Source organism: Corynebacterium marambiense (assembly GCF_016342275.1).
Taxonomy (GTDB): domain Bacteria; phylum Actinomycetota; class Actinomycetes; order Mycobacteriales; family Mycobacteriaceae; genus Corynebacterium; species Corynebacterium marambiense.
In genome coordinates this window covers 22,952-49,167 of the sequence record NZ_JAEIOT010000007.1, presented here as the reverse complement: position 1 = coordinate 49,167, position 26,216 = coordinate 22,952, and the positions used below count along the sequence as shown (strand labels likewise).

The 26,216-nt window shown below is 63.3% G+C and carries 24 protein-coding genes and 1 tRNA gene; 10 read left to right on the top strand and 15 right to left on the bottom strand.

All coding sequences use genetic code 11. The features are described from left to right. Positions 1-101: 101 nt before the first annotated feature. The 4 genes from JDV76_RS05385 to JDV76_RS05370 form a co-directional block, all read right to left on the bottom strand. Positions 102-1,193: a hypothetical protein gene (locus tag JDV76_RS05385; RefSeq protein WP_198735865.1), complete on the bottom strand. Its 1,092-nt coding sequence runs from the start codon at positions 1,191-1,193 to the stop codon at positions 102-104. 155 nt (positions 1,194-1,348) lie between these two features. Then, positions 1,349-1,891: an isochorismatase family protein gene (locus JDV76_RS13025; RefSeq protein ID WP_198735864.1), complete on the bottom strand. Its 543-nt coding sequence runs from the start codon at positions 1,889-1,891 to the stop codon at positions 1,349-1,351. 88 nt (positions 1,892-1,979) lie between these two features. Next, the gene (locus JDV76_RS05375) at positions 1,980-2,432 is read right to left on the bottom strand and encodes a PaaI family thioesterase (protein ID WP_198735863.1); all 453 of its coding nucleotides are present in this window, start codon (positions 2,430-2,432) and stop codon (positions 1,980-1,982) included. 63 nt (positions 2,433-2,495) lie between these two features. After that, positions 2,496-2,963, bottom strand: coding sequence for a hotdog family protein (locus JDV76_RS05370; protein WP_198735862.1), 468 nt, complete (start codon positions 2,961-2,963; stop codon positions 2,496-2,498). 145 nt (positions 2,964-3,108) lie between these two features. Between JDV76_RS05370 and gndA the strand changes: the two genes are divergently transcribed. From gndA to JDV76_RS05340, 6 genes are all read left to right on the top strand, one after another. Beyond that, positions 3,109-4,560, top strand: coding sequence for an NADP-dependent phosphogluconate dehydrogenase (gene gndA / locus JDV76_RS05365; RefSeq protein ID WP_198735861.1), 1,452 nt, complete (start codon positions 3,109-3,111; stop codon positions 4,558-4,560). Beyond that, positions 4,561-5,964 (top strand): DEAD/DEAH box helicase, encoded by a 1,404-nt coding sequence (locus JDV76_RS05360; RefSeq protein WP_232958926.1) that lies wholly within the window; start codon positions 4,561-4,563, stop codon positions 5,962-5,964. 31 nt (positions 5,965-5,995) lie between these two features. Continuing rightward, positions 5,996-7,375 (top strand): hemolysin family protein, encoded by a 1,380-nt coding sequence (locus JDV76_RS05355; RefSeq protein WP_198735860.1) that lies wholly within the window; start codon positions 5,996-5,998, stop codon positions 7,373-7,375. Then, on the top strand, positions 7,372-8,433 hold the full coding sequence (locus tag JDV76_RS05350; RefSeq protein ID WP_198735859.1) for a hemolysin family protein: 1,062 nt from the start codon (positions 7,372-7,374) through the stop codon (positions 8,431-8,433). The genes JDV76_RS05355 and JDV76_RS05350 overlap by 4 nt, the downstream gene beginning before the upstream one ends. A gap of 6 nt (positions 8,434-8,439) precedes the next feature. Then, entirely contained in the window at positions 8,440-9,300 is an 861-nt protein-coding gene (locus JDV76_RS05345; protein ID WP_198735858.1) for a 3-methyladenine DNA glycosylase, read from the top strand. Positions 9,301-9,384: 84 nt separating this feature from the next. Further along, a complete protein-coding gene (locus tag JDV76_RS05340) occupies positions 9,385-10,854 on the top strand; it encodes a hypothetical protein (protein WP_198735857.1) in 1,470 nt (489 codons plus the stop codon). Between the two features lie 319 nt (positions 10,855-11,173). Here JDV76_RS05340 and JDV76_RS05335 read toward each other — a convergent pair whose 3' ends face one another. The 5 genes from JDV76_RS05335 to secA2 all read right to left on the bottom strand — a co-directional run bounded on the left by JDV76_RS05335 (position 11,174) and on the right by secA2 (position 16,524). Continuing rightward, a complete protein-coding gene (locus JDV76_RS05335) occupies positions 11,174-11,719 on the bottom strand; it encodes a MerR family transcriptional regulator (RefSeq protein WP_198735856.1) in 546 nt (181 codons plus the stop codon). A gap of 119 nt (positions 11,720-11,838) precedes the next feature. Then, positions 11,839-12,600, bottom strand: a complete 762-nt coding sequence (locus JDV76_RS05330) for a bifunctional nuclease family protein (RefSeq protein ID WP_198735855.1) — start codon at positions 12,598-12,600, stop codon at positions 11,839-11,841. Between the two features lie 79 nt (positions 12,601-12,679). Beyond that, positions 12,680-13,429 (bottom strand): transcriptional regulator FtsR, encoded by a 750-nt coding sequence (ftsR, locus tag JDV76_RS05325; RefSeq protein ID WP_248141013.1) that lies wholly within the window; start codon positions 13,427-13,429, stop codon positions 12,680-12,682. A gap of 94 nt (positions 13,430-13,523) precedes the next feature. Next, positions 13,524-13,970 (bottom strand): oxoglutarate dehydrogenase inhibitor Odhl, encoded by a 447-nt coding sequence (odhI, locus tag JDV76_RS05320; protein ID WP_198735854.1) that lies wholly within the window; start codon positions 13,968-13,970, stop codon positions 13,524-13,526. Between the two features lie 259 nt (positions 13,971-14,229). Next, positions 14,230-16,524, bottom strand: a complete 2,295-nt coding sequence (secA2, locus tag JDV76_RS05315; protein ID WP_198735853.1) for an accessory Sec system translocase SecA2 — start codon at positions 16,522-16,524, stop codon at positions 14,230-14,232. A gap of 241 nt (positions 16,525-16,765) precedes the next feature. On the opposite strand from secA2, the gene JDV76_RS05310 reads away from it, so the two are divergent. The 4 genes from JDV76_RS05310 to JDV76_RS05295 all read left to right on the top strand — a co-directional run bounded on the left by JDV76_RS05310 (position 16,766) and on the right by JDV76_RS05295 (position 20,151). Next, positions 16,766-17,956, top strand: a complete 1,191-nt coding sequence (locus tag JDV76_RS05310; RefSeq protein ID WP_198735852.1) for a bifunctional alpha/beta hydrolase/OsmC family protein — start codon at positions 16,766-16,768, stop codon at positions 17,954-17,956. Beyond that, entirely contained in the window at positions 17,943-18,353 is a 411-nt protein-coding gene (locus JDV76_RS05305) for a YchJ family protein (protein WP_198735851.1), read from the top strand. Before JDV76_RS05310 ends, JDV76_RS05305 begins: the two co-directional genes overlap by 14 nt. A 102-nt stretch (positions 18,354-18,455) precedes the next feature. Beyond that, positions 18,456-18,532: transfer RNA gene (locus tag JDV76_RS05300), tRNA-Pro, on the top strand. Positions 18,533-18,732: 200 nt separating this feature from the next. Continuing rightward, positions 18,733-20,151 (top strand): Na+/H+ antiporter family protein, encoded by a 1,419-nt coding sequence (locus tag JDV76_RS05295; RefSeq protein ID WP_198735850.1) that lies wholly within the window; start codon positions 18,733-18,735, stop codon positions 20,149-20,151. Between the two features lie 93 nt (positions 20,152-20,244). On the opposite strand, the gene JDV76_RS05290 is transcribed toward JDV76_RS05295, so the two are convergent. From JDV76_RS05290 to JDV76_RS05265, 6 genes are all read right to left on the bottom strand, one after another. Then, complete coding sequence (locus tag JDV76_RS05290; protein WP_198735849.1) at positions 20,245-20,397, bottom strand: zinc transporter permease; 153 nt, start codon at positions 20,395-20,397, stop codon at positions 20,245-20,247. Positions 20,398-20,642: 245 nt separating this feature from the next. After that, positions 20,643-22,277 (bottom strand): ribosome biogenesis GTPase Der, encoded by a 1,635-nt coding sequence (der, locus tag JDV76_RS05285; protein ID WP_198735848.1) that lies wholly within the window; start codon positions 22,275-22,277, stop codon positions 20,643-20,645. Beyond that, positions 22,274-22,966 carry a (d)CMP kinase gene (gene cmk, locus JDV76_RS05280; RefSeq protein WP_198736408.1) on the bottom strand — a complete coding sequence of 231 codons (693 nt, stop codon included), beginning with the start codon at positions 22,964-22,966 and terminating at the stop codon, positions 22,274-22,276. The genes der and cmk overlap by 4 nt, the downstream gene beginning before the upstream one ends. 17 nt (positions 22,967-22,983) lie before the next feature. After that, a complete protein-coding gene (locus JDV76_RS05275) occupies positions 22,984-23,862 on the bottom strand; it encodes a pseudouridine synthase (RefSeq protein ID WP_198735847.1) in 879 nt (292 codons plus the stop codon). Between the two features lie 71 nt (positions 23,863-23,933). Then, positions 23,934-24,608, bottom strand: coding sequence for a dethiobiotin synthase (gene bioD, locus JDV76_RS05270; protein ID WP_198735846.1), 675 nt, complete (start codon positions 24,606-24,608; stop codon positions 23,934-23,936). Next, positions 24,605-25,885: an adenosylmethionine--8-amino-7-oxononanoate transaminase gene (locus JDV76_RS05265; RefSeq protein ID WP_198735845.1), complete on the bottom strand. Its 1,281-nt coding sequence runs from the start codon at positions 25,883-25,885 to the stop codon at positions 24,605-24,607. The genes bioD and JDV76_RS05265 overlap by 4 nt, the downstream gene beginning before the upstream one ends. Positions 25,886-26,216: the final 331 nt, after the last annotated feature.

The following is a 26,216-nucleotide window of genomic DNA, read 5'->3' as shown; positions in this document are numbered from 1 at the left end:
GGCAGACATGAGCTTCAACATAGATAAACTCCTACCCGTTATGGATTCTCTTTCGAAAGTTACAGTTAGGAGTGGGATCAAGAGAACTCGCCCACAGATTGTCACCACTGATTACGCCAAACCGCCCATATTCCAATAAAAATCACCATCAACCATCCCCCAAACAAGTATGGTTCAGAGAAGATCACTTCCCTTGTGATAGGCAATGGGAAAAGCAATCCTGCCAGACCCGAAGCGGCAAAAATGAGAGCCAAGCTTTCGAGCAATAGTCTCCCACTTCGAGACCTTTTCTCCTGAATCAAATTCGAATGATGTTGAAGTGCCTCAATCGCAGCTTCAGCTTGTTCAATCTCGAATTCAACTTCGCTACTACGCGCTACAGCTAGAAGTGCCCTGGTTTCTCTATCCGGAGAATCTGTACCTATCCTCCCCCGATAACCAGAAACCAGGCGGTGAAAATCCGAAGCAATGAATTCGACATGTGCCGGAGACCTGAAACGACCACCACTGTTTTCCGAACTCCATGCGGCTTCAGCGATCTGATGGGCGGCGAGCCAGGTTGACTGAACACGATATTCGCAACAACTGATCAACTCATGAAGTAGTACATATGATGTACCGGTGTATTCAATGCCCACCACAGAAGACCACGTAGCGCGGATCTCTATCCCCCTATCCAGAGCCTCCCGAAAAACGACGCCATCAGCTAGTTTCAATCGGCGTATACACTCCGACAGTTCCTCCGAATCCGGTAACTCGGATTGATCTACCGATGTTGTGCATCCGACTTTCCTAGGCCACTGCAGGGCAGCGAGACATCGATCGATATCTCGCCACGATTTCTTCATCCCGACAAGACTGAAACAAGAAACGGCGTAAGTATGAACAGGTTCAGAACCATTGAGCCGATAGTTGATTCCAGCACGCGAATGCAGCATATCCCTGAGCAAACGGACTATTGAATCAACGTCCTCATGCTCGAGGAAAACTCCTTTCGCCTGGAGGTTCGCATGTTCCTCGACACGATCCAACAGAATGCCCGCTACAGCGGGCGCAAGGGTATCTTCATTCACCTGCTTGCAGGCCATGCGATACCGTATGACCGCAAACCCTGAACGAGGAACATATAGCTCAACACCACGGAGTCGCCACCGCCCGATGCAATGCGGAATAAGCTGATTGATACTGTCCATACCGGAAGACCGTTCCCCGCGGTCATTTTCCACAACTTGCCACCCAGCACGCTCCGCGCACCTCTGCAGCTCGTCCTGTACCCGTTTGGACTCGAGTGGAGCACCCAGATCTACGGGAGCAAATTCCCACCACTCCAAGGTCGGAACCGAAGGGTTCACCGGGGGTCCTGCCCTCGGGCACCATCGACGGTGCAACCGATCACCTGGTCACCTCCGATCGTCCGGCGGAGGAGTGGAACCGCTGCATTATCCGCCTGATACCCGCCCCCTGTGGCGCATCCTCTCATATCAACCCAGACAGGATATCCACGGTCAAACAACTGCGCCGCGTTCTGGAGGACACATACATCAGTATCTATTCCCACAAGCAGTACCTGACCGATCCCCCGGGCTTTGAGCAGATCGTCGATTTCCTCAGCACATCCGTAAGTTTCTTTGTCAACCACGGCATCCACATTGGATTCAACCACAGAATCAAGTGCTATCTCTTCTGGGGTAGAAAGCCGATTCCAACCAATTCGCGTCCGAAAAAGAGAACCCGGGGCATTTGCGAAACGGGTAGCTATTTTAAACGCGAACCGAGGATCTTTAACCAACTCATGGATCCATGGAAGGCAGCGTTTCGTGTACTCAGATATAAATCCGGCCTGTACGTCAACAATTACTAAGCAGGTTTCGGATGGACGAGGCTCTGTCATCACGCGGATCTCCTATTGTTTTTACTCTTCCGCCAAGTCTAACCACACACCCGATGATCCGCTCAGCCTGCAACAGACCAACCTAACGTTATGATCGGAGACACAACGTCCGGAGCCTACTCCTGGCCGCAACCTGACCATTGTTCTTCATAGTGATGTCGATCAGCTGGGTCGTGCTGCCGACGTGGACGGGGACCGCTTCAACTTCGATCACACCCGAGGTTACGGACTTGATGAAATCCGTGTTGTTGTTGACGCCGACGGCAACGGCCTTCGCGGCGATGATCGCCATGATTGAGCCAGCGGATTCGGCGAGCAGCGCGAGCACTCCGCCGTTGACGAGCCCGAACGGCTGGAGATGCTCGGGCCCGACCTTGAGCCGAGCGCGAACCCCTTTCGGACCAATCCGCGTGTAGCGGATACCCATGTGCGGATCGACCCCGGCATTGCAGCGGTTGACCTCGGCGATCTCTTCGGTGGTGAGATCACGTTCGGTGGCGCGCATGAGTAGTTCGGTCAGTGTCGGATCCGCTGGATTCATGCTGCCCAGCATAGTTCGCACCCGGTCGGGCGGGAATGGTGTGGAACGCACCCGCGGTACAGGTCAGCGCGCCGACGGGGTCGCACGCACGGAACGCTGCGTACTGCGGAGGATGAGATCCCCGCGGTTGGTGACGCTGACGTCGACAAGGGCGACCGACTCACCCTCGTTGACGAAGGTTCCAGTGATCTCAATCACCCCGGCCGCGATGTTGCGGCAGAATTCCCCCGTCACGTGCGCTACGTTGATCGGGTTACCCCGTGCCGCGACAGCCGCCGTGACACTGCCGACCGATTCGGCGACGGCAAGGCAGACTGCCCGGGAGACGTTGCTCCCACCGCAGTCGAGGTGATCGGAGGTGATGTGCATTTCCGCCCGAACACCATCGGGTGCGATCTCCAGGTACCGGAGACCAAGCAGGCGGTCGATGCCGTCGTTCAGATCACCGAATCGGGCGAGTTCCCGCATATGCAGCGGTCGGTCGGCGGCGAGGGCGAGAAGTTGGTTCAGAGTGAGGTTACTGGCGTCCATAGCCTCCAACCATAAACCTGTTGAGTCGACCAGGTGAACTGAATCGTATGACAAGAAGCGTGAGGTGTCACAAATCCAGGCCCAGTGCCCATTATCAGACCTCGGGTGTCCGGTCGGACACGGTGAACGGGTACGATGTGGAAACATGACTGACCAGAAGCACCTCGCCCAGATCGGCGTTGTCGGACTCGCTGTGATGGGCTCGAACATCGCCCGAAACTTCGCCCGCCACGGACATACGGTCGCGGTGTACAACCGTAGCCCCGAACGCACCGACGCCCTCATCACCGACCACGGAGACGAGGGCGCGTTCCTCCCTGCAAAGACGATCGAGGACTTCGTTTCCTCTCTGCAGCGGCCGCGTCGCGCCCTCATCATGGTCCAGGCCGGTAACGCGACCGACGCCGTCATCGGCCAACTCGCCGACGCCATGGAGGAAGGCGACATCATCATCGACGGCGGCAACAGCCTCTACACCGACACGATCCGTCGCGAGGCGGAGATGCGCGCCCGTGGCCTGCACTTCGTCGGGGCGGGTATCTCCGGCGGCGAGGAGGGCGCCCTGAACGGTCCTGCGATCATGCCGGGCGGTCCTGCGGAATCCTATAAATCCCTCGGGCCGTTGCTCGAGTCCATCGCCGCGCAGGTCGACGGCACCCCCTGCTGCACGCACATCGGTCCGGACGGCGCCGGACACTTCGTCAAGATGGTACACAACGGCATCGAATACGCTGACATGCAGGTCATCGGGGAGGCCTACCACCTGCTCCGCTACGCGGCAGGCATGGAGCCGAAGGAGATCGCCGGGGTATTCCGCGAATGGAACACTGGTGACCTCAATTCCTACCTGGTGGAGATCACCGCCGAGGTCCTCGACCAGGTCGACTCCGACACCGGTCAACCGCTGATCGACGTCATCGTCGACGCCGCGGGCCAGAAGGGCACCGGTCGGTGGACTGTGAAAGCCGCCCTCGATCTCGGGATCCCGGTCACCGCCATCGGTGAGGCCGTCTTCGCACGTGCTTTGTCGGGTGCCCGCGCCCAGCGTTCCGCCACGACCGGCGTCCTCCCTTCAGGAACGATCGCCGGCCCCGTCTCCGCCGATGAGCGCGAGCGCTTCGTGGAGGACGTGCGCCGTGCACTCTACGCCTCGAAACTCGTGGCCTACGCGCAGGGATTCGATGAGATCCGGGCGGGATCCGAGGAACACGACTGGAACGTTGATCCCCGGGATCTCGCGACGATCTGGCGTGGCGGCTGCATCATCCGCGCCACCTTCCTGAACCGCATCCGCGACGCATACGACGCGGATCCCGGCATCGAGTCCCTTCTGCTCGACTCCTACTTCACCGGCGAAATGGTCGACCTCGTCGATTCCTGGCGCCGGGTCGTCATCAACGCAACGCGCCAGGGCCTGCCGGTCCCGGTTTTCGCATCATCACTGTCCTACTATGACAGTCTCCGTGCAGAGCGGCTTCCCGCCGCTCTCATCCAGGGGCAACGAGACTACTTCGGTGCCCACACCTATGAAAGAACTGACCGTCCCGGCCACTTCCACACGGAATGGTCCGGCGACAGGTCTGAGGTCCAAGCCTAAATGACATCCTTCTCCGATCTCGGTCTGCCCACTCCCGTCGTTCACGAACTGAAGCGACAGGGCATCACCGAACCCTTCCCCATCCAGGCCGAGGCCATCCCGGATGCTCTCCGCGGCCGGGACGTGCTCGGCCGCGGACCGACCGGCTCCGGCAAGACCTTCACCTTCGGTCTACCGATGCTGGCCAGGCTCGCAAACTCCGGCGCCTCCAAACCGGGGCGCCCCCGTGGCCTGGTCCTCGTTCCCACCCGGGAACTCGCGGCACAGGTCAAGGAGCGCCTGGACGCTCCCGCGCAGGCACTCGGCCTCCGCGTCCTCGAGGTCGTCGGTGGCGTGAACATCAAGCGCAACATCAGCGCACTCGCCCGGCCCGTCGATCTCCTCGTCGCTACCCCGGGTCGTGCCCAGGATCTGATCAACCAGAAGATCCTGTCTTTCGATGACGTCGAGATCACCGCACTCGACGAGGCCGATCAGATGGCTGACATGGGTTTCCTCCCACAGGTCCGCAAACTGATGGATCTCACCCCCGCGAACGGCCAGAGGCTGCTCTTCTCCGCGACGTTGGACGGTGACGTGACCAAACTAGTCAACCGTTATCTCCACAACGCAGTGACCCACTCCACCGCCCCCGTCGGTGCCTCCGTGGACACCATGTCCCATCACCGCCTCCTCGTCGGTGACCGGGACAACCGCAGCGAAGTCGCCGCGGAGATCGCCGCCCGCGCCGGCCGCACGATCATGTTCATGCGCACCAAGCACGGCGTTGACCGGCAGGTCAAGAAGTTCCGCCGGGTGGGCATCAACGCGGTCGGTCTCCACGGCGACAAAGGACAGAACACCCGAGCCAACGCGCTCGCCGGCTTCTCCGACGGTTCGATCCCGGTTCTCGTCGCCACGGACATCGCTGCCCGCGGTATCGACATCAACGACGTCTCTCTCGTTGTCCACATCGACCCGCCGTCAGAGCACAAGGCCTACCTCCACCGGGCCGGCCGTACGGCCCGCGCCGGGGAGAAGGGAACCGTAGTCACCCTCGTCACCGACGAGCAGGTCGCCGAGGTCCGAACCCTGTTCAAGAAGGCGGGCGTCACAGCCGATGAGATCAGGGTAACCCCCACCTCTCCGGAGCTCGCGACCATCACCGGGGCCCGACCACCGTCAGGCGAGCCGTTGGCCAATCCCGGCGCGAAGCAACAGCAGTCCCGTGGCCACGGTCGCGGCGGTGCACGGGGTGTTCCCCCAAAGCGTCGCCGCTCCGCCAGGCCCGCCGGGGACCCCTCAGCTAGGGGAAACGGACAGGGTCGCGGTAAAGTCTCCCCCAGCGCTGAACGCCCTGCATCCCGGAAACCCCGGCCGGAGCCCGGTTCAGACGGCACCCCGCGTCGCCGCCGACGCCGCTGACCGCGACCTCCCCCACTCCCACGATTGGTCCATGGACATACTCCTCAGCATCCTCGCCCTGGTCGGGTTCATAGCCCTGACCGTCGGGACTGGTTTCTTCGTCGCCATCGAGTTCGCCCTCACCGGTCTGGAACGTTCCAGCATCGAGAACCATGTGGCGAACAAGGGTGACGCCCGGGCCCTAAACATCCAGAAGGCCCATAACGACCTCTCCTTCGAGTTGTCGGGTGCCCAGCTCGGTATCACGATCACAACCCTTGCCACGGGTTACCTGGCGGAACCCGTGCTCGCGCACTTCTTCGATCCCTTGCTCGAATGGTTCGGCCTGAGCGAAGCAGCCGCGCGCCCCATAGCACTGATTCTCGCAATGGTCGCCGCGACACTGCTCTCGATGGTCTACGGCGAACTCGTGCCCAAAAACATGGCAATCACCGATCCGCTCACCGCAGCCAGGATTACCGTCGGCCCCGTCCGCATCTTCAACAAGATCTTCAAGTGGTTCATCAAATCCCTGAACTCAACCGCGAACTGGCTGGTCCGGAAGATGGGCATCGAACCCGCAGATGAGCTCGCCTCGGCGCGCAGCGCCCAGGAGCTCGGTGCGCTGGTGCGCAACTCCGCGAAACACGGTGGCCTCGACAAGTCGAAAGCCATCATGCTCGACCGGAGTCTCAAGTTCGGTGAGGCCACAGCTGAGGAGTTCATGACTCCGCGGTCGACGATCGAGGATCTCGACGTCGACGACACGGTCGAAGATCTGCTCAATCTCGCACTGTCGACCGGTCATTCCCGCTTCCCGGTGACCGACGGTGACCTGGATGCGACGGTCGGCGTCGTCCACGTCAAGGAGGCGTTCGCCGTCCCCCGGGAGAACCGGGCGAAGACGAGCCTACGTACCCTAGCCCGCCCGATCCCCGTGGTACCGGCCAGCCTCGACGGCGACGCCGTTCTCGACGCCGTGCGGTCCGCAGGCTCGCAGGTCGTCCTCGTCGCCGACGAGTACGGCGGCACCGCCGGGATCGTGACCATCGAGGATGTCGTCGAAGAGATCCTCGGCGAGGTCTACGACGAGCACGATGACGCCGACGCCGAGCGGGACTACGTACAGAATGGCGCAAACTGGGACGTCTCCGGGCTCGTCCGCGTCGACGATCTCCCGGAAAAGATAGGTTACTTCGCCCCGGACGGTCCCTATGAAACTCTCGGCGGACTCATCATGGCCACCCTCGGCCGGATTCCCTGCGCCGGGGACATCGTTCTGCTGCCTCAGACCGAGCGTGACTCGATGGACGAATTCGAGTCCGGCATCACGGGACGTTGGTTGGCGCGGGTCACCGTCATGGACGAACGTCGTGTCGACCGTGTCTACCTCACCCCGATCGCCAACGAGGAAGCAGGACAGTACGCATGAACGACTACTCAGCGGTGCTGTTCGCCGTCCTCCTCCTATTCATCAACGCATTTTTTGTCGGTGCCGAGTTCTCACTCATCTCCTCCCGCCGGGACCGGCTTGATTCCCTCATCGCGCAGGGCAAGTCCCGCGCCCGGAAGGTTCTCTGGGCCTCGGAACGCCTGTCGATGATGCTCGCCGGCGCACAATTCGGCATCACCATCGCATCCCTGCTGCTGGGCAAGGTTGCCGAGCCCGCGATCGCCCACATCATCGAGGGTCCGGCCCGCGCCCTCGGGCTGCCGGACAATCTCCTCCACCCCGTCGCCTTCGCGGTCGCCCTCGGCATCGTCACCTACCTGCACATCGTTCTTGGTGAGATGGTGCCGAAGAACATCGCGCTCGCCGGGCCGGAGACCGTGGCGATGATCCTCGTGCCCCCGCACATGCTGTTTGTCAAGCTCACCCGTCCGGTCATTGTCGCGATGAACTGGTTCGCCGGCGTCACCCTCCGGATGTTCGGCATCGAGCAACGGGAAGAGATGGACACCTCCGTCGGCCCACAGCAGCTCGCGACGATGATCACCGAGTCGCGCTCCGAAGGGCTGCTCGATGCGGAGGAGCACGCCCGCCTCAACAAGGCACTCCGCTCCGACAACCGAACGATCAGGGAGGTTCTCATTTCCTGCTCCGACGTCCGCACCCTCAACTTCGGTGCCAAGGGCCCGACGCTCGGGGAGGTGGAACACGCCGTGAGTGATACGGGGTACTCCCGTTTCCCCGTCACCGGGCTGGCCGGAAACTATGTCGGTTACATCCACGTCAAGGACATCCTCGACCGGATGGTCTCCCCCGAGGCGACACTCAACGACGTCGTCAAACAGTCCGAACTACGTCCCCTCATCACGGTGGAGGCCGCCGGGACACTCGACGACACGATGCGTCTCATGCGTCGCCGTTCCGCCCACATGGCCCAGGTCCGTGACGAGCGTGGCGAACTCATCGGTATCGTGACCCTCGAGGATCTCATCGAGGAGTTCGTCGGCACGGTGCGGGACTGGACCCACGAGGAGGCATGATCCTTTATGCGTGTGCTGTCTCCGACACAGTGGAAACCGCTCGCCGCCGCTCACGCAGCCCGGGCCCACGGTTTCACGGCCGATCATCTCGAGCGCCGCAGCCACGGGGAGAAGCATCCCGTATGGGACTTCCTCTTCGACTATTACCCCGTGACGCCCGCGCAACTCGCGCGTTGGCACCCGGGACCGGGGATCAGGCTCCGTGGCGACTGCCCACATGCCGGGTGGCGTCACTACGACAGTGACCCCGGGGGTACCACCGGGGTCGACATCGGGGAACTCTGGGACAAACGGGGGGAATCGTTCCGCTACATCCGGAACCTCCTCGAATCCACGGCCGCCAACACGGCCCACTTCGATTGTCTCGGGCTCCACGAGTGGGCGATGGTCTACCGCACCGACAATCCCCGCCACGATCTTCCGTTGCGGCTGGGTCCGGCCGGAACCGACGCTGTCGTCGAGGGACACCAGCTCCGGTGCACGCACTACGACGCCTTCCGGTTCTTCACCGAGCCCGCACGCCCCCTCAACATCACGCCCTTGACCAGGGATGGCCAACCCGTGAACGAGCAGCGTGGCTGTGTGCACGCGACGATGGACCTGTACAAGTGGGCCAGCAAACTTGGCCCCCTGGTCCCTGGTGATCTCTTTCTGGATTGCTTCGAGCTCGCGCGCGCCGCGCGGGTGCTGGACATGGAGGCATCCCCGTACGACGTCCGCCACCTCGGCCTAGGCATCGTGCCCATCGAGACAACGGAGGGCAAGCGGACATACGTCACCAGGCAACGCGACCTCGCACGACGCGCGGATTCACTGCGTCGCAGTTTGATCACATTGATCGATGAAACAAGTAGAGTTGCACTGTAGGTATTCCGGTCGACGTGCTTTCCACACACCCCCGGGATGGACCGAGGAATGTGGCACACGAGGAGGCAAGGACAGGTGAATGACGTGGGACGACACGCAAACGGACGCAATAACTGGCGGCTGTCCCGGGAGCTGACCATTGGGCTGATTGCCATCGTCGTGATCGTCTCCGTCATCCTCTGGTGGACGACGGCGCGGGAAGATACAAACCGCAACCACGCCACGGCGACACCGTGCATCAACGGCACAGTGACCCTACCCATCCAGGCAATTGACTCGCCGCAGCTGGCAGAGCTGATCGCCGGCTACGAGGATTCGGACCCCGTGGTCAGGGACTACTGCGTCGAACCGCAGCTCGTATCCTCCGGCGTTGATGCCGCGCTGACTCTCGCGTCCGGCCCCAGGGACGTGACCCGTGCGGCCCTGGAGGCGGTGGACAGGACACCGGCATCGGATACCTGGCCCATCGTCTTCAACACGGCCATCGGCGTCGCACACACGAATGATGTCGAGGTCTCGGGAGCCGACTGGACCGAGCTCGCGGACCGCGGCGTCGTAATACCGGCAGGCAAGAACGTCTACGCCCGGGCGGTCGCCGCGTCCGCTCTCACCTCGGGAGATATCGACCGGGGCGTCGATCTGCTTCGCGCAGATCGGACCCTTACCGTGGATGATGCCGTCGCCGATGGCTCCCCACTCCTCGCGGTGACCGAAGATTCGACTCCGGATGGGTACACCTTCTACGCACCCGACGATCTAGCCGTGAGCACGGTCGCGATCCCTCTCACCGCAACCGATCGCGTCAGCGAGGAGCAGACCAGGGCTGCTGCCGATTTCGCCCGCTATGTCTCTGCCCAAGTCGAGCAGGCGGAGCCAGATGGTCCCCAGCGGCAGCTCCTGAGCACCGCGGACATCATCAGTGAACGGTTCGCTTCCGTCCCAGAGGAATCCAAGGGCTCGATCGACGATGGAACAGACACACTCGTTCTGCTTGACACATCGACGAATATGGACGCCCTCATCGACGGACACCGGATCGCCAGTGAGGTGGCACTGTTACTCGATCCCCTGATGCTGTCGGTTGGCCGGGCCGGTGGCCGGGTCGCTCTCTGGAACTACTCCTCCCCGCTGTCCCCTGGAGTGACCCGGCCCTGGCGGGAGAACGTCACGTTCCTCGACGATACCGCCGGAGTCTCCGCGACAAAGGCCGTGAAGGGGTTCGGTACCGGTGGGGACCCGATGACGCGGACCTCCGTACTGGCTGCTCTGGGAGCTGTGTCGCAGCGGTCCACAGATACCGGCCAGGCGGTCAGGTTCGTCATCATCACATCCGGTACTGCCGATACCATGGATGACCGCGCTTTTAGGGACGGTTTGACCGCCGGGGGTTCGGGCCAGATAATCCCACAGGTCGTGCACGTAGGAACGGGACCGCTCGATCCGGTGCTCGCGGAGTGGGCGACAAGCAACGGAGGTACCGCAGTCACCGCAGACATGACTGTGGCCTCCATCGCGGACACATTGCAGGACGCCTTCGGGGTCGCCCGACCCTAGATATCACATCTCCGCGGAGGCGGCGCCCGTTCAGACTCCACCGGGTGATGTCGCTGCCCGGACCCCACCCCGGTCGGGACAGGCCCCGACTATCACAGACACACGGTTCTGTTCCATCGCGTACCTCTGTGTCACCGGGGAATCCCGCCCTGCGGTGCCGATCTACCCGGATCCGTGGCCCCAGCGGGACCGGCCTCCCGGACGGATGACCTGCAACCCGACTTCGCCGTCTGGGTGGGGTGTCCGCTATCCGGATACAGAACAACCCGCCCGGGAGGAGAGACAGCGGGCGGGTCCATCGGGATCCAGGAGCGGGGCGTCAGGAGATGTGGCGCCGTCGACGACGGGCAGCGAGTTCGTCCTCGCCGACGATCGTCGCGCTATCTTCATCGACCCGCTCGTGCGGAAACGCAGAGATGGTTCCGGTTAGTTCTTTCATTATGCCGGGGACGGCGATGCCGAAGACCCCCTGGCCACCGCCGAGCAAGTCGATGACTTCCTCGTTGGAACGGCACTCGTAGACCGTCGTCCCGTCCGAGACGAGCGTGATTGTCGCGAGATCGTCAACCCCGAGGTCACGGAGTTTCTCCACCGCCTGGCGGATGTTCTGGAGGGAGATACCGGTGTCGAGCAGGCCCTTGACGATCTTCAGGACAAGAATGTCCTTGAAGGAGTAGAGCCGCTGGGAACCCGATCCACGTGCGGAACGGATCGACGGGACGACGAGTTGCGTCCGCGCCCAGTAATCGAGTTGACGGTAGGTGATGTTCGCGACCTGGCAGGCGGTGGGCACACGGTACCCGACCTCTTCATCGGGGCCCAGGTCGAACAGTGACTCCTGGACGGGGCGGGTTGTGTCGCTCATAAATCTCTCCTGTGTGATCTAGCTTCCTGCAGCTCATTCTTCGGTAAGAGTAGTTCAACGTCAAGGAGTCGACGCGCGACACGCCCGAAACTTAAACCTCAAGTTTAGGTTCAGGAAGCTCACTCACCATCCTTAACATCAGTAACATCGCCACCACCAGTCACATCGTTGTCATTTCCGTCGGTCGGGCTTTTAGACGGCTTCTTCTCCCCCGCCGCGTCCTGGCAACCAAGACCACCCCCTTCTCCACCCCCGATGGGGGCGTCGACCGTGCTGTCGGTGGCATCCGCAGATCCCAGCAGATCCGCCTCCGACACCCCGAGGGACTGCATGAGCTGTTCGAAGTCGGCATCGGCCTCGGCGTCACCCGACGCTGAAACGATCTCCTGAATCGGGAACTCCCGCTCGGCGGCGGTCGCATCAAGAGATCCATCGAACAGCGACTCGGTCGGGGCATCCCCGAGGTAGACCGATTGGGCGACGAGGACAGAGCGGTTGACGTAGATCGGGTAGTTCGCGGTCACCGCTAGGAGGACACCATCCGAGGCGCGTGCGTCGATCGTCGCGTACTCCGCATCCGGGTCGTCCAGCCCCGTGTGAATCTCAGCGTTAAATACGCCCTGCCAGCAGCTGCTGATGTGGATCGACGGGTCGGGACCCCCGAACCCGGACAGCAACGACTCGATGATCTCGTGGCTACCGGGTCGCCGCTGTCCGGTGCCTTCATTCACAGCGTTCAGTGTGACGGCCTGCGCCGTATCGATCCAGATCGGCAGGACGCGACCGGTCCCCGGCCAATCCAGGACCATGCAGGTGAAGCTCTCCGGACCGGCGACATAAACCCCACGGTAGGTGACCTCTACCGGTTCATCCTCGTTCATCGGGTTAACCCCTACCTTTCTGCGATGGACGTACGGCGGTGGGACGTCCACCGTAGATCGCCCGGAAGTGACCGTGGTATCAGCCGAGTTCGTCCCGCAGTGCGTTCTTGACCAGCGAAGCATGGAGTGAGACGACGAGCGCGGTCATCTGCTGAGAGAGTTCCTCCGCGCGTTGACGTGCACCTTCGCCCTTCGACCTAGCGACCGGGGTCGCCACCTGTCCAATGAGCCCGGCCTGACGGTTCGCGGTCGTCCGAAGGCTCTTCAGGTGACGAATGTCGAAGCCGAACTCGCCGAGTGCACTCGCCGTGTGGACGATGCGCACATCATCGGCGGTGAAGAAGCCGGACTCGTCAGTGCGAATCAGACCGGCTTCGGTGAGAGCACAAACGAAGTCCTCCTCCACGCCCGCCTGGGACGCCACATCCGCGGCGGTGAGCCGGGTGAGAACCGGCGCCCGGAAATTCTCCGGGCTGATCAACGGTGCTGCTTCCGCAGTGCTCAGGATGGCCGTGACCGCGCCGGAGTCCATTGCCTCGAGCTGCTCACGGATGACTTTGAGGGGAAGGTAGTTGTCCCGCTGGGTGACCAGAATGTAGCGCAGCCGTTCGACGTCACTCTCGGTGAAACGACGATACCCAGAGGCCGTGCGCTGCGGGGTGATCAGGCCCTCCGACTCGAGGAACCGGATCTTAGAAACGGTCACATCGGGAAACTCCGTGCGCAGTCGGTCGAGGACCACACCGATGGACATGGTCTTCGCGGGCTTCGCAGCCCGGGTCCCCGTGGCCGGGGAGTTGTCGCCTGCGGGCTTTCTTAAGGCTGTCACGTGGTGTCTACTCGGATTCGTCGGATCGGCGGATGTGGGGAATCTGGGGTCCTCCGACAGGGTCGGCGGGAATGTCCCCCACCGCTCCGTGGAGCTACTTCGTGGGTCCGGCGAGGAACACGAGCCGGAACTTGCCGATCTGCACCTCGTCGCCGCTCGAGAGAACCTCGGAGTTCTTCGGCTCACGGTTGACGTACGTACCGTTCAGGCTTCCGACATCGACGACCTCGAACTGCCCGTCCGACACGCGGAACTCGGCGTGTCTCCGGGACACTGTGACGTCATCGAGGAAGATGTCACTCTCGGGGTGGCGACCAACGGTAGTGGTGGGCTGATCGAGCAGGAAGCGGGAACCGGCGTTGGGTCCACGCTTGACCACCAGAAGGGCAGCACCCGCAGGCAGGTTCTCAGTCCCGGTCGTCCCGGTGGTGTTCGCGGGAGAACCGGCGGCAGCGCCGGACTCCATCTCTTTGAGCAGGTCAGCGCGGAATACCGAGGTGGTTTCGGCCTGGGCCTCGGAAAAGCCGGTGTTGTCGCTCATGTTAAACCTCCGGATCGACGATAAACCACAAAATATCTGGCGTTCCCTCACATCATAGCGGGTCACCGCCGAGTCCCGCGCCGAAGACGGCACCGATCCATCACCAAACCCCTTCTGGGGTGGGATAATCTCCCGACCTGCTACCCCGGGGGTGGGTATCGACAGGAGCGCGTCATGCACCAGACGACGTCACAATGGACGCACTAATCGCGTCCGAACGCTGGAGGATCCAGGATCGGTCGTGGAACCGGCCCCGCCGTCAGCGGAACATCGAAGTGATTGAGCCGATGACTGAGTTACCCGAACCGGACAGCGGATTGTCGTTGACCATGTAGGTCCACGTCGCCGACGGGCGCGCCAGCCCCTGATCCTCAAGATGCGCACCGTCCCCGTCGATCCGTACCGTGCGGAACGTGTCCACCGCCTCCGCCATCGCCGTCTGTGCGAGCTCCTTGAACTCCCTGACGGCGATCCGGTGGAACTCGTCGATGGGGGTCTCCCTCGCGATGGCCCGCAGATGGATGGACTCACGAACGTCATCAAGCAGCGCCAGATGGTCTGACCACGCGTTGTCCAGATGGAAGAGCATGATCTCCCGGGCCGCGGTGTCCAGGACATCCCGCGGTAGCTTCTCGGAGAGCTCTGCGGCACGGTCCGGGGCGCGCCGAGCGAGCGAATCCCACGCCGCCGGCGTGTCGAGGATCGCGGCACGTCGGCCGTCGATGATCTCCCGTTGATCTGCGATCAACTTGTTGTACTTCCACGTCTGCGAGTGGATCTCCAGCAACTGCCCCTCGGTGACACGCTGGCAGTGCTCGATGAAATCACGGACCCGCTTCGAATCGATCTCCCCTCCCGGGCCGGGGGTCGCGGTGACCTCCTCCCCCGCACCACCCGCGGTGACGACATCGTCCTCCAGCGACACGAAGAAGAGACTGAATCCAGGATCCCCCTGCCGACCGCCACGACCACGGAGCTGGTTGTCCAGGCGCGCCGTCCGATGCCTGGAGGTGCCGATCACGGCGAGCCCGCCGAGCTCCACGACACGATCCCGGTCCGCCTCGTCGGCGCCACCGAGCCGAATATCGGTACCCCGACCCGCCATCTGGGTGGACACCGTCACCCGACCGAGGTCACCCGCCTCGGCGATGATCCGGGCTTCCTCAGCGTCATTCTTCGCGTTCAGGACAGACACTTCGATGTCGTACTCCCGGAGTCGGTCCGCCAATTCCTCCGACTCCGCCACATCCTGGGTACCGACGAGCACCGGTTGACCGGCGTCGTGGATGGCCCGGATTTCCTCGACGATAGCGGCGTTCTTCTCCTTGAGAGTGGCGAACACCCGGTCCGCCTGATCGAAGCGCTTCAGCTCCCGGTTCCGGTCGATCACCGAAACCCGCAGGTCGTAGAACTGCCGGAGCTGGTCCGTGGCCTCCACCGCGGTACCGGTCATACCGCAGACCGTGGGATACCGACCCATCAGCGCCTGGAGCGTGATCGTATCCAGGATCCGACCTCCCTCGGTGACGGCGAGCCCCTCCTTTGCCTCCACCGCGGCCTGGATCCCGTCGGGCCACCGTTGCAGATCAGCCACCCGACCACGGGAGGCGTCGATCAGAGCGACCTTCCCGTCGCGGACGATGTAGTGCACATCCCGGATGAGCAGCTCCCGCGCGTGCAGAGCGAGATTGACCTGCACGAGAGTGGTGGCCACGTGGTCGTCATCGTAGAGCGAGCTGATCCCGAGAGCGTGCTCCACCTTCGCTGCACCTTCGTCAGTGAGGAATACGTTGCGGCGTTCGTCGTCGGGTCTGTAGTCGGTGCCCGGTTCCAGGGTACGGACGACCTCGGTGATCCGGCCGCGAGGTGCGCGACCGGGCTCGCTGCCAGCCAGAACGAGCGGCACGAGTGCCTCATCGACCAACACCGAGTCGGCCTCGTCAACGATCGCCACATCAGCGCCGTGCTGGACGGCCTGTGACCGGTCGGTGATCAACTGATCGCGCAGCACATCGAACCCGATCTCGTTCACCGGCCCGTAAACGATGTCGCACGCGTAGATCCTGCGGCGTTCCTCCGGGGTCAGCTTCTCCGTGATCGCACCCGCGGTCAGGCCAAAGAACGAGACGAGCGGCGCCATCCATTCAGCGTCCCGCCTGGCCAGGTAATCGTTGACGGTGATGCAGTGCACACGCTTTCCCGTCAACGCGAATCCGGTGGCCGCCATCGCCCCGACGAGGGTCTTGCCCTCACCCGTCGCCATGTGGACGACGTCCCCCTCGAGGAGGCGCAGGGTCGCCTGCGACTGCACGGGAAACGGGGTCAGTCCCAGGGTTCTGCTCGCCGCGACACCGAGGACCGCGAGCAGTGCGGCGGGATCATCGACGGATCCGCCACCCGTCAACTCCCGGGCTCGGGCCGCGAGCTGGGAGTCGTCGAGGGCCTCAAGCTCATCGTTGATGGCCCTCGCCTTGTCGACGATCGCGCGGCTCCGCTTCTGATTGCGGCTCTGCTGACCGCCCATCGCCTTCCAGAACCAGTTGAATCCGGCCACGTGGGACTTCCTTTTACTCGTCGGTGTGGATTGCAGCACCCCGGGTGCGCGGGGCCACGCTCTGTCTGATCTGACACAACTCTCGCTACAACGACCTTAACCAACTGCGCCCGGTGCCCGGCACCGCGCACCTCTTAGCAGGCAACCGTCCACTGGCATAGAGTGGCCGTGACGACGGGCGACGGTGGTGCAGACCTCGCCCACTCCTCCCGAACCACGACCCGAAAGCGAGTGAGAATCCGTGCACTCCGTCAGCGTGAAGCTCCCCGGCAGTTCCGGACAGATGATGGCCGGGACCCTCGACATCCCCGATTCCCCTCCGGTCGCGTGGGCGATGTTCTCCCACTGCTTCACCGGTTCCCGCTTCACTCCGGCGGCGGCCCGGGTGTGCAAGGCCCTCGCCGAGCAGGGGATCGCCTGTCTGCGGTTCGATTTCCCCGGGCTCGGGCAGTCGGAGGGCGACTTCGCGGAGACGTCCTTCTCATCGAACGTGGCGGACCTGATCGCCGCCTATCGGTGGTTGGAGAGGAACTACGCCGCACCGCAGCTGCTCATCGGGCATTCACTGGGTGGGGCTGCTGCACTGAAGGCCGGGGCGCAGATGCCCAAGCTCCGTGCCGTGGCGACCATCGGTGCACCGTTCGATCCCGCGCACTCCGTGCTCCACTTCGCGGACCGGATCAGCGAAGTAGACGCCAACGGCGCCGTCACCCTCACCCTTGGGGGCCGGGAACTGACGATCTCACGCTCTTATCTCGAGGATCTCGCTGAGATCAACCCCGAGGTCTACCTGGGTAAGCTCCGCCGACCGCTCCTCTTACTCCACGCGCCGACGGATCAGACCGTCGGCATCGACAATGCCCAGAAGATCTTCCAGCTCTCGCGCTACCCGAAATCACTCATCGCGCTCGACAAGGCCGATCATCTCTGCACCCGCCCAGGCGTCGCACAGCGCGCGGCGAACCTCATCCGCACCTGGGTCGACCCGTATCTGGCAACCGAATCCGATGGCGAAGACACGGACGTCATGCCGGAAGGCGTGGCCGAAGCGCGGTCGATTCCCGCAGGCAAATTCACCGATCTGGTGCGCATCGAACGGGAAACCATCACGACCGACCGGGAACGGTCCCTCGGGGGCCGGAACCTCGGATTCTCCCCCACGTCGCTCCTCATCGCCGCCCTCGCCTCCGCAACGTCCCAGAGCATCAGGATCGCAGCGAACGAGGCACGCATCCGCGGGCTCGACGACGTGAAGGTGACGGTGTCGCGCATCGTCGGTTCGGACGACGAGGCCACCGTGCTCCGGCGCCGCATAGAGCTCATCGGCGACCTGGACGACAACGAGCGCGCGGAGCTCCGCGCCGCCGCCAGTTCGAGTGTGATCGAGAGAATTATCACCACCTCGTCGACTCTCATTGATGGAGACAGCTGAGGTGACCGACATCCTTCGGGGCGCCGACAGGTGCCCGTGCGGTAGCGGTGACACCTACGGTTCATGCTGCGGTGCCATCCTCGACGGCTCTAAGCGAGCCCCGACGGCGGAGGCCCTCATGCGGTCCCGCTATACGGCATTCTGCGTGGGTGACGTGGACCACCTCCTCGCTTCCTGGCATCCCGACACGAGACCCGCCGAGCTGACCCTCGACGCCGATACCAGGTTCTTTCTTCTGGTCGTGCACGGGACGTCCGGCGGCGGCCCGTTCGACGCCACGGGCCGTGTCCACTTTACCGCCCACTACCGGACCAGTGCGGGAAAACGTGGAACCCAGGAGGAGGACTCCGCTTTTACGCGCGTCGGCGGGCGGTGGGTCTACGTCGATGCTCTGTGATCCGGCGAACTTCCCGTTTTCCCGTCGTGGCCTGCGGATTGGCGCAACTGCTCGACGCTGTTGTAATCTGTGGCAGTTGCTCCGATAGAACGGGGTCAACGGCGGACTGTGGCGCAGCTTGGTAGCGCACTTGACTGGGGGTCAAGGGGTCGCAGGTTCAAATCCTGTCAGTCCGACCAGCGAACGGGTGAGCCCCGGTGAAACATTTCACCGGGGCTCACCCGTTCTTCTTATGTCTCCGGTTACCGGTTTCTCTGGAAACCAAACCCGGTAAAACTCGGACGCTCTGGAACGTTGCCATCCTCCCGGGTACGGTCGCACCTGACCAAACCTGGGGTGATGATGAGTCCGGTTGATACGTGACCTTAGTATTGTCTTCATGAACTCTGTGCTGATAGCCGTCATGCTGGTGCTCCTCCTGGCCGTACTCCGTGTCCACGTCGTCCTCGCCCTGCTGATCGGTGCCGTCGTCGGCGGCGTGATCAGTGGACTGGGCTTCACCGACACCATGGTCACGTTCCAGGAGGGCCTGGGCGGCGGCGCCACAATCGCGTTGTCGTACGCGCTCCTCGGCGCCTTCGCGATGGCGGTCGCCAGCGCCGGACTCCCGAAGCTGCTGGCGGACTGGATGATCAGGAGAATCGCGGGCAGCAGTACCGCGGCCGGACTGGATGGTGAGCTGACCCGCGCCCAGAAGCGGGCGGCGACGGTCACCGAATACGGTCTGATCGCCGGAATCCTCGCCATGGCGGTGATGAGCCAGAACCTCATCCCCGTTCACATCGCCTTTATCCCACTGCTCATCCCACCCCTGCTCCGCGTCATGAACGCGCTCCAGATGGACCGTCGTCTGGTCGCCTGTGTCCTGACCTTCGGTCTCGTCACGACCTACATGTTCCTCCCGATCGGGTTCGGCCGCATCTACCTCGAGTCGATCCTGATGGGGAACATCAGCACCGCTGGTCTCGACACCACGGGAATCAACGTTATGAGCGCCATGTGGATACCCGCCCTCGGCATGGTCGCCGGCCTTCTCACCGCGGTCTTCGTCTCGTACCGCAGGCCGAGGATCTACGAGGACATCCCGATCGCCGACGAGGCCAAGGGCTCCTCTTCCCGGGATTCAGCGGGCGGATCGGGTTCCGGCCCTGGCGAGATTTCTAGGTACAAGATCATCATCTCGGTCATCGCGATCCTGTCCTGCTTCATCATCCAGCTGGTCATCAACGCCATGGACGTCGACGCGGATTCCCTGCTGATCGGTGCGCTGGTGGGACTGGCCATCTTCATGGCCTCAGGCGCGGTGAAGTGGAATGAGGCCGACGACGTATTCACCGCGGGTATGCGCATGATGGCTCTGATCGGCTTCATCATGATCACCGCCCAGGGATTCGCCGCCGTGATGACCGCGACCGGCGACATTCCGGCGCTCGTCGAGTCCGCTGCGGACCTCTTCGGTGGCAACCGGCCAGCGGCGGCCCTCGCAATCCTCATGGTCGGGCTCGTGGTGACGATGGGCATCGGATCGTCGTTCTCCACTCTGCCGATCATCACGGCGATCTATGTCCCACTGTGCATGTCAATGGGTTTCTCGCCCCTGGCGACCATCTCGATCATCGGTACCGCCGGTGCTCTCGGCGACGCCGGTTCCCCGGCCTCGGACTCTACTCTTGGACCGACCTCCGGTTTGAACGCCGACGGCCAGCACGATCACATCCGTGACACCGTCATCCCGACCTTCATCCACTACAACCTGCCGCTGCTGGCGGCCGGGTGGGTGGCGGCGATGGTTCTCTGACGCCCGTACAGCCGCCGCACCCACCCTACCCTGAACAGCGAGAGGCCCCTCAGGCTCGATCTTCACCTGAGGGGCTTCTGCTTGCTAGGGGTGCTAGACCGCTACGCACTCGTCCCAGTGATCCTCGTGGCGGTGGTGGCGGTGTCCGTCGTGGATGTAGTCGACGTGGTCGCCGTGCTTGACAGCCTCGTGTCCGCAATTCTCACCGTGCTCGTGGTCGTGGCTCTCGTGAATGGTGTGGCTCATGGTGGCTCCTTGATATTGGATCCGGACCTATTGAAAACATATGGACCGGTTGGCTCTTTCAACGATCAGTCTAGTTGAAAACATCGTAAGATTACAAGCCGTCTACCTCGAATAGTCTGACACATTATTGAAAACGGGTGATTCTGATGGTCCAATATGGGAATAACTTAATGAAAAATAGTCGTGTAGGCAGCAGAAAGCCCTCCCCTGTGGGAGGGCTTTCTGCTGCCTGAGTACGCTAACCACTACTTCCGTTTCCGCTTCTCCCGGACTCGCACCGCGATACGGACCGGTGACCCCTCGAAGCCACCGAAGGACTCTCGGAACTTGCGTTCCAGGTAGCGTCGGTACCCGGCCTCGAGGAACCCGGTAGTGAACAGCACGATCACCGGAGGGCGGGTCGACGCCTGAGTGGCGAACAGGACCCGCGGCAACCGGCCCCCGCGCATCGGCGGCGGATTCTGCGCGATGACCGCACGCAACCAAGTGTTGAGCTGCCCCGTGGACACCCGGGTGTCCCAGGACTCCAGGGCTTCGAGCATCGCCGGTTCGAGGCGCTGGAGGGCGCGACCCGTCTTGGCGGAGATGTTCACCCGGCGGGCCCACGGGATGTGTGCCAGCTGCAGGTCGATCTCACGTTCGAGGAGCGGGCGCCGATCTTCGTCCATCAGGTCCCACTTGTTGTAGGCGATGACGACCGCCTTGCCTGCGTCCAAGATCATCCCGAGGACGCGCTGGTCCTGCTCGGAGATGGGCTCGGAGGCGTCGATGAGGAAGATGCAGACCTCGGCAGCCTCGATGGCACTCTTGGTACGCAACGAGGCATAGAACTCGTGCCCCTGAGCGTTCTTCACCTTGCGGCGCAGACCCGCCGTGTCGACGAACTTCCACAGCTTCTGGTCCAGCTGCACCAGGGAGTCGACAGGGTCGACGGTGGTGCCTGCGACGTTGTCGACGACACTCCTTTCCTCACCGGTGATCTTGTTCAGCAGTGAGGACTTGCCCACGTTGGGCCGGCCGACGAGCGCAACCCGCCTCGGCCCCTCAAGAATCGATTTCTGCCGGGGTTCCTCGGGGAAGGACGCGACGACCTTGTCGAGGACATCGGCGCCACCGCGGCCGTGCTGTGCGGACACCGGGTACGGGTCCCCGAGGCCCAGCGACCAGAACTCGGCAACGTCCCCGTACTGGGAATCCGAGTCGAACTTGTTGGCCACCAGGATGACCGGAACCTCGGCGCGCTGGAGTTTGCGAGCCATGACCTCATCGGTCTCGGTAACACCGACCTTGGTGTCGACGACGAGGACGATGACATCGGCGGTAGCCATGGCTACATCGGCCTGTCGGGCGATGGCGCCGTGGATGCCCTTGGCGTCCGGATCCCAGCCACCGGTGTCCTGGACCCAGAAGCGACGTCCATTCCACTCCCCCAGGTAACTGATACGGTCGCGCGTGACACCTGGGAAGTCCTCGACGACCGCTTCGCGGCGGCCGATGAACCGGTTCACCAGTGTCGATTTACCCACATTGGGTCGTCCGACGATGGCAACCGTACACAGTGACTCCTCGACGTGCTCGGGACGTTCGACGCCGAAGGCCTCCTCCATGCGTTCCCAGTCCTCGTCATCAAAGTCTTCGCCGAAATCGGCGTCGGCGAACTCCGAATCATCAAACTCCGGATCGATGATGTCTCCGGCGTCGTCGATGTTGCGTTCGCCGAATTCTGCCGGGTCGAAGTCCTTGGCGGCGTGTCCACCGTGCGGCGCAGCGACGTCCTCGTCGGCGAAAACACCGACGGCGTCCATCTCGCCGCCCTGCGTGTGATAGACGAACATCGTCTCCGGTTCGTCGTCGGGAGAGGAATGCTGTTTGTCGCTCATGAGCGCGTCCTTTCTGCGCTGTCCGAGGTGAGCTGGACAAGACGGTCGATGACCTGCTCCAGCGTCATATCGGAGGTGTCTACGACCACGGAGTCCGCGGCCGGAACGAGCGGCGATGCCGCTCTGGTGGAATCAAGTTCGTCCCGGCGAACCACGTCCGCTAGAACGGTGTCGTAATCAGCGGCGCGTTCCGCCGCAATGTCCTGGTCGAAACGTCGCTGTGCGCGCACCTCCGGGGAGGCCGTAAGAAACGCTTTCACGGGTGCGTCGACGAGCACTACGGTGCCGATATCACGGCCCTCCACGATGCAGCGGTGCGCCCGCCGCGCAAGGCTGCGCTGCAGCTCGACAAGGTTGAGGCGCACCTCGGGGATGGCGGACACAGCCGAAACGTTCCGGGTGACCTCCGCCCCACGGATGATCCCGGACACGTCCTCCCCCGCAAGGAGGACCGCGGTTGACGTCGGATCATCGCTAACCTCGAGGGGGAGGTCGGCGGTCGCCCGGATGACCGCATCCGTGTCAGCGGGATCGATCCCCTGCCGGAGCACATGCAGCGTCGCGACCCGGTACATGGCACCGGTGTCGAGGTAACGGGCCCCCAGACGGGTGGCCAGTGCACGGCACACCGTGGACTTTCCGGTCCCGCTGGGACCGTCGACGGCGACGATCAGCCCACCGTCAGGCATGTTCGACAGATCGGCCGTCACATTCCCACCGCCTTGTACAGACTGCCGAGCTCCGCACTGTTGAGGGCACGAATCGCGCCCGGGGTCTGCTCCCCCAGGGCCACGGTGTGGATCTTGGTGCGCACCAGCCGCTCCACCGGGTAGCCGGCGGTCTTGAACATGCGGCGGACGATATGCTTGCGCCCCTCGTGGATGTCGATGCGGACGATGGACTTGCCCTGGTGAACGTCGACGATCTGAACGTAGTCCGCCCGCGCGACGCCGTCGTCTAGTTCGATGCCTTCCTTGAGCTGCTTGATGAGCTTGCGGTCGGCTTCGCCGACGAGTGTGGCCATATAGGTCTTGGACACCTCGTATTTGGGGTGCATGAGGCGGTTGGCCAGCTCACCGTCGTTGGTGAGCAGCAGCAACCCCTCGGTCGCGGCGTCGAGACGCCCGACATGGAAGAGACGCTGACCGGCGTCGAGCTTCTCTCCGACGATGTCTCCGACGCACGGGCGACCCATGTCGTCGCTCATCGTGGACTGCACTCCGCGCGGCTTGTTCAACACGAAGTAGACCATGTCCTCGTTGACGCGGATTCTCGCGCCGTCAACGCGGACGATGGCGGTGTTGGGGTTGATCCGCATGCCCTGGGTGGTGACGATGCGGCCGTCGACTTCGACACGACCCGCGTCAATGAGTTTCTCGGCCATCCGGCGGGACGCCACGCCCGCCTGGGCGAGGACCTTCTGGAGGCGGACGCCTTCGCCTGCGGCATCGCCAACAGTGGCTGCGCGGTGGCCGTGGTCGGACTGAACATGCTGGTGGCGGGCTGGCTTGGCTTTGGAGACGTAGATGTCAGCGGCGCGCTTCTTCTTCTCCGGTGTGCCGTCTCGGCGAGCGGGTTGGTTCACGGTAATCGTGTCCTTTTCTATGTGGTTGTGTAACGGGGCAACTCTAGCCGTGTCGCGACGCTGACGCCATTTCACCTCGAAAAAGGTTCTGCGTCGAGGTGCTCCGCCACGCGGGCGAACTTCTCCGGATCGAGATTTCCGGCCCCCTGCGGAATGCACCCGAGCAGCGGGACTCCGGTGACCTCGGGCAATTCCCGGAGGTTCAGACGGGTCGCGAGGTCGGGGTCAGGGGGCAGGCACCCGCCGATGAGGCCGGTGACACCGATACCTCGACGCCGTGCGGCCTCGACCGTGAGCGCAGCCGAGTTCAGAGACCCCAGCCCGAGGGAGGTGACAACGGTGACGGGGGCGGCGAGGTCCGCGGCGAGGTCCGCGATCGTCCAGTCGTCGGCGATCCGGACGAGCAGCCCTCCCGCTCCTTCGACGAGGACGGTACGGCCCGGGGCGTCGAGGTCCCGGATCTTGGCCGCCGTCTCCACGAGATCGAGCTGTCTGAGACCGGCCCGTCGGGCCGACAGATTCGGTGCGAGTGGTTCGGGATAGCGGGCGAACTCGACGGTCGTCACGGTTTCCCCTACCAGTCGACGCACCGTCGTCAGGTCCCCCTGTCCCTCGGGTTCCCCGGTCTGGGCGGGCTTGACCACGGTCACGGCGCGGCCGGTGGTGTGTAGTCGCACGGCGAGCGCGGCCGTGGCGATGGTCTTTCCGACGTCCGTGTTCGTGCCGGTGATGATGTGCACGGTCATTCGGTCTCTCCCGCCTCCGCAGCGGCGGCCATCGCGGTGCAGATCGCCACGACGTCCTTCGTCGTGGCGGTGAAGGGCGGCATGGTGTAGATCAACCGTCCGAACGGCCTGAGCCAGACGCCCACAGCCACAGCGGCGTCCGTCGCTGCGCGCATGTTGACCGGACGAACCATCTCCACGACCCCGATTGCGCCGAGCACCCGGACATCAGCGACGCCCGGGAGTTCCCGGAGCGGTTCCAGCCCGCGGATCAGTTCCCGTTCGATTCGGGGCACCGTCTCACGCCAATAACCCTCCTCCACCAGATCGAGAGCGGCGGAACCCACCGCACATGCCAGCGGGTTCGCCATGAAGGTCGGGCCGTGCATGAGGGCCCCGCCCCCCTCGGGCCTCTGGATCGTGGCTGCCACCGCGTCGGTCGCCAACACGGCCGCAAGGGACATGAAACCACCGGTCAGGGCCTTACCGAGACACAGGATGTCCGGGTGGACACCGGCTGCACGGGTAGCGAGCAGGTCACCGGTGCGGCCGAAGCCCGTGGCGATCTCGTCGGCGATGAACAGGATTCCATGCCGGTCGCACAGTTCCCGGACACCGGCGACGAGTTCATGATCGTGGAACCGCATCCCACCGGCGCCCTGCACGACGGGTTCGACGATCATGGCGGCGACGGAATCGTCGATCAACTCCTCGATCTGCTGGAGGTAGGCGGCACGCTGTGCCACCGATGAGCCCCGGACGGGTGGAGCTGGGGCGAAGATCTGCTCGGTCAGGGTTCCGGCCCACAGCGAATGCATGCCGCCGTCGGGATCGCACACGCTCATCGGCCCGAAGGTGTCACCGTGATAGCCGGACCGCCAGGTAATCAGTCGGTTGCGCTCCGGGTGTCCTTTTCCCCGCTGGTACTGCAACGCCATCTTGATAGCAACCTCGACGGAGACGGAACCTGAGTCGCAGAAGAACACCCGATTCAACGGCTCTCCCGCGATCCGGAGCAGGCGCTCAGCGAGGTCGACCGCCGGGCGGTGGGTCAGCCCACCGAACATGACGTGGCTCATCGTGTCGATCTGCCGGTGGGCGGCCGCGACGAGTGCCGGGTGCCCGTGTCCGTGACAGGCGGCCCACCAGGAACTCATCCCGTCGATCAGCGTCCGCCCGTCCTCGAGGGTGAGGCGGACACCCGAAGTAGACGCGACCGGCAGGGGATCCATCGCCGCCGGGGTGGGACTGTACGGGTGCCAAATGTGCTGTTGATCGAAGGTGACGGTGTCGGTCATCGCTTCCTCGCGTCAGGGTTGAACGTTGTTCACTGGTTACCGGAAACTCTATCGCGTCACACAGTTAACGCTGATCGCAGGGCGGGAACACGGTTCGACCAACCCGACCACCATCCTCGATCACCCGCGCCTGAGCAGAGACGTGCATCAGAACGAGACTGTCATGTTTCCGTACCGGAGTATGACAGGTCGCTGCTCAACGAGCACGACCGTCTTAGTGATCCGCTGCCGCTGGCCTCGCGGCGGATCCCCGGCATAATTCCGGGCGGCTCACCCACCCCGCCCGATCTCGCCGTCCTCTCCGCTGCGACCGACAACAGCTGCGACAGGC

Excerpts from the sequence above, each read along its gene's own strand:
- JDV76_RS05385 (WP_198735865.1), bottom strand. The coding sequence starts at position 1,193 with ATGGACAGTATCAATCAGCTTATTCCGCATTGCATCGGGCGGTGGCGA.
- JDV76_RS13025 (WP_198735864.1), bottom strand. The coding sequence starts at position 1,891 with ATGACAGAGCCTCGTCCATCCGAAACCTGCTTAGTAATTGTTGACGTA.
- JDV76_RS05375 (WP_198735863.1), bottom strand. The coding sequence starts at position 2,432 with ATGAATCCAGCGGATCCGACACTGACCGAACTACTCATGCGCGCCACC.
- JDV76_RS05370 (WP_198735862.1), bottom strand. The coding sequence starts at position 2,963 with ATGGACGCCAGTAACCTCACTCTGAACCAACTTCTCGCCCTCGCCGCC.
- gndA (WP_198735861.1), top strand. The coding sequence starts at position 3,109 with ATGACTGACCAGAAGCACCTCGCCCAGATCGGCGTTGTCGGACTCGCT.
- JDV76_RS05360 (WP_232958926.1), top strand. The coding sequence starts at position 4,561 with ATGACATCCTTCTCCGATCTCGGTCTGCCCACTCCCGTCGTTCACGAA.
- JDV76_RS05355 (WP_198735860.1), top strand. The coding sequence starts at position 5,996 with ATGGACATACTCCTCAGCATCCTCGCCCTGGTCGGGTTCATAGCCCTG.
- JDV76_RS05350 (WP_198735859.1), top strand. The coding sequence starts at position 7,372 with ATGAACGACTACTCAGCGGTGCTGTTCGCCGTCCTCCTCCTATTCATC.
- JDV76_RS05345 (WP_198735858.1), top strand. The coding sequence starts at position 8,440 with ATGCGTGTGCTGTCTCCGACACAGTGGAAACCGCTCGCCGCCGCTCAC.
- JDV76_RS05335 (WP_198735856.1), bottom strand. The coding sequence starts at position 11,719 with ATGAGCGACACAACCCGCCCCGTCCAGGAGTCACTGTTCGACCTGGGC.
- JDV76_RS05330 (WP_198735855.1), bottom strand. The coding sequence starts at position 12,600 with ATGAACGAGGATGAACCGGTAGAGGTCACCTACCGTGGGGTTTATGTC.
- odhI (WP_198735854.1), bottom strand. The coding sequence starts at position 13,970 with ATGAGCGACAACACCGGCTTTTCCGAGGCCCAGGCCGAAACCACCTCG.
- JDV76_RS05305 (WP_198735851.1), top strand. The coding sequence starts at position 17,943 with ATGGAGACAGCTGAGGTGACCGACATCCTTCGGGGCGCCGACAGGTGC.
- JDV76_RS05295 (WP_198735850.1), top strand. The coding sequence starts at position 18,733 with ATGAACTCTGTGCTGATAGCCGTCATGCTGGTGCTCCTCCTGGCCGTA.
- JDV76_RS05290 (WP_198735849.1), bottom strand. The coding sequence starts at position 20,397 with ATGAGCCACACCATTCACGAGAGCCACGACCACGAGCACGGTGAGAAT.
- der (WP_198735848.1), bottom strand. The coding sequence starts at position 22,277 with ATGAGCGACAAACAGCATTCCTCTCCCGACGACGAACCGGAGACGATG.
- cmk (WP_198736408.1), bottom strand. The coding sequence starts at position 22,966 with ATGCCTGACGGTGGGCTGATCGTCGCCGTCGACGGTCCCAGCGGGACC.
- bioD (WP_198735846.1), bottom strand. The coding sequence starts at position 24,608 with ATGACCGTGCACATCATCACCGGCACGAACACGGACGTCGGAAAGACC.
- JDV76_RS05265 (WP_198735845.1), bottom strand. The coding sequence starts at position 25,885 with ATGACCGACACCGTCACCTTCGATCAACAGCACATTTGGCACCCGTAC.